This window comes from Pinirhizobacter sp., from assembly GCF_035317885.1.
GTDB lineage: Bacteria > Pseudomonadota > Gammaproteobacteria > Xanthomonadales > Rhodanobacteraceae > Pinirhizobacter.
Map to the genome: position 1 here is coordinate 1 of NZ_DATHFX010000480.1, position 2,035 is coordinate 2,035.

Consider the following 2,035-nt stretch of genomic DNA (forward strand, 5'->3'; position numbering starts at 1 on the left):
GGTAAGCCCCATGCCGATCAGCATGACCTGGCGAGGTTCGTCGCTGGCTTGCGCGGCGGCCAGATAGGACCAGGGATCGACCACATAATTGCCGCGGGCGATGGCCGCGGGGTCCACGCCCGGGATCGGGCGTGGGGGCAGCGAGCCGACGCAGAGCACGGCACGGTCCACGCGCGAGGATGTCTCGCCCACGAAGATGTCCACGCCGTCGGCGTCAGGAACGACGGCGTCGACGGCGATGGGCACCATGTTCACCACGTGCCCGCGTGAGCGCGCATCATCGATGGCGCGGCGGACTTCCGATACAACGTAATCGCCGTACAAGCGCCGCGGCAGGAAGTCGGCCCCTGCAACTTTGGAATCGATGCCCTGGGCGTAGTCAAGGAAGCCCTGCGGCTGTGCTGCCGATATACCCATGGCTGCGGCGCGCACGTTCAAAAGGTGGTGCTCCGATGACGTGCCATAGGCCACGCCGCGGGCAAACGGATGCGCCGAACCGGTGTACCAGTCCAGATGCAGTGGGCGGGGGGTTCGCCGCGCCAGCAATTCGCTGACCAGCGTGGCGCCCGCCGCGCCACCGCCGATGACGGCGACTCGTTTAGACATGCATTTTCCTTCTAGGGAACCACTCAAGGGTCCCGCCGGACGTCAGGCTGTCAGGCGTCCGGCAAGTTCGGACTGCCGCGGGCGGGCAATCCAGTGGTCAGTCGGTCCAGGTTGCTCATAGGCCATGTACTGTGCCAGATCGCCGCCATAGACATGAAGCGTGAGGGCCGATTCCTGCCGTGAAAGGTTACGACAGCGATGCACGTAGGCGTCGCCCGCATCAAACCAGGTAGCGTCGCCCGGCCCAAGCCACGTGCGATTCTGGTGGCGTAGCTGGCCCGTGGTTTCCTCGCGCAGGAAAGCATCGATCTCCAGGGCGCCGCTCAGCGACATTTCCAGTCCCCACAGGCCGCCATGGTCATGCACCGGCGTGGCGTAGTTGGCGGGCCAGGACAGTACGAGCACGCTGATGCCGGGCTTGGCATGTTCGGCCACCAGCCAGCGCTCGAAGCCTCGCCGGCGGGCGCGCAACGGCGCCAATTGCTGTTCCAGGGCGTGGCCGTCGCGGTGCACGGCCTGTCCCAGCTCGCGCGCCATGCTGGCGAGGTCCGGATGCTCGGTGGCACCGGCATCGAAAGCGATGTCACGCAAGGTCTTCAAGACGTGTAATCGCTTGATCATGGGGGATTTCCTGCCGAAAAACGCTACGTCAACGGCGGAAAGTGGATCACGGGGGCCGTTAAACGGACGTAACCCGGTTTTAGGGCCCCGTCTGGTACTTCTTTCACTGTCGCCCAGGAACGGGCGGCGGTAACTTCCACTTACGCTTCCGGCCGTCCGCCGGGCCCGTACGCCAAACCTGCAAGGAGCTTGCTGTCATGATCGTCGCCGCCATTCTCGTGCTGGGCATGCTCTGGCTGATGGGCGCCGTGGTCGGCGCCGTGTTCAAGCTGGTTTTCGGTCTCATCGGAGGCCTGTTCACCATCATCGGCGGAGCGCTGGGCATCCTCTTCGGCGGGCTGGCACTGGTGGTGATCGGGCCCCTCGTTGCCCTGGCGATGCTTCCGGCCCTGCTGCCGGTGCTGCTGGTGGCAGGTCTTGTGTGGCTGATCGTTCGCGCCACGCGCAAACCACCGGTGATCGTGGTCACGTCCGACCACGCGCCTCGCTAAAAGCCGCCGATGGGGATCGGAGTTTTAACTCCGACCCCGCGGCCGGTACTAGCCGCCCTGCAAATTGAAGGTCACCGGGATGCGGGCCCATGCCTGCGTGGGCCGGCCTTGCGCGGTAGCGGGTTGGAACCGCCACTTCGACAGCACCTGGTTTTGTGCAGCGCGATCGAGTTCGGCATGGCCACTGCTTGACTCCACCACCACTTGCAGCGGCTTGCCATCGACATCCACCAGCACGCGCAAGACCACCGTGCCTTGCATGTGCATGCGCCGCGCCGTCGACGGATAGGCCGGTGCGGGCGCCTGCATTTAGGCGA

The 2,035-nt window shown here is 65.4% G+C and carries 4 protein-coding genes; 1 reads left to right on the forward strand and 3 read right to left on the reverse strand.

All coding sequences use genetic code 11. The features are described from left to right. Window positions 1-606, reverse strand: a 606-nt coding sequence (locus tag VK519_RS15840) for an FAD/NAD(P)-binding protein (protein ID WP_324351333.1), incomplete at its 3' end; no start/stop codon positions are given. A gap of 42 nt (window positions 607-648) precedes the next feature. Next, complete coding sequence (locus VK519_RS15845) at window positions 649-1,227, reverse strand: cysteine dioxygenase (protein ID WP_324351334.1); 579 nt, start codon at window positions 1,225-1,227, stop codon at window positions 649-651. Window positions 1,228-1,424: 197 nt separating this feature from the next. Here VK519_RS15845 and VK519_RS15850 point away from each other — a divergent pair, with 197 nt between their 5' ends. Next, window positions 1,425-1,718, forward strand: coding sequence for a hypothetical protein (locus tag VK519_RS15850; protein ID WP_324351336.1), 294 nt, complete (start codon window positions 1,425-1,427; stop codon window positions 1,716-1,718). 48 nt (window positions 1,719-1,766) lie between these two features. Here the strand turns inward: VK519_RS15850 and VK519_RS15855 are convergent, their stop codons facing one another. Further along, the gene (locus VK519_RS15855) at window positions 1,767-2,027 is read right to left on the reverse strand and encodes an energy transducer TonB (protein ID WP_324351338.1); all 261 of its coding nucleotides are present in this window, start codon (window positions 2,025-2,027) and stop codon (window positions 1,767-1,769) included. Window positions 2,028-2,035: the final 8 nt, after the last annotated feature.

Bases quoted from the DNA above. Each gene is read 5' to 3' on its own strand.
- VK519_RS15850 (WP_324351336.1), top strand. From the start codon at position 1,425: ATGATCGTCGCCGCCATTCTCGTGCTGGGCATGCTCTGGCTGATGGGC.
- VK519_RS15845 (WP_324351334.1), bottom strand. From the start codon at position 1,227: ATGATCAAGCGATTACACGTCTTGAAGACCTTGCGTGACATCGCTTTC.
- VK519_RS15855 (WP_324351338.1), bottom strand. From the start codon at position 2,027: ATGCAGGCGCCCGCACCGGCCTATCCGTCGACGGCGCGGCGCATGCAC.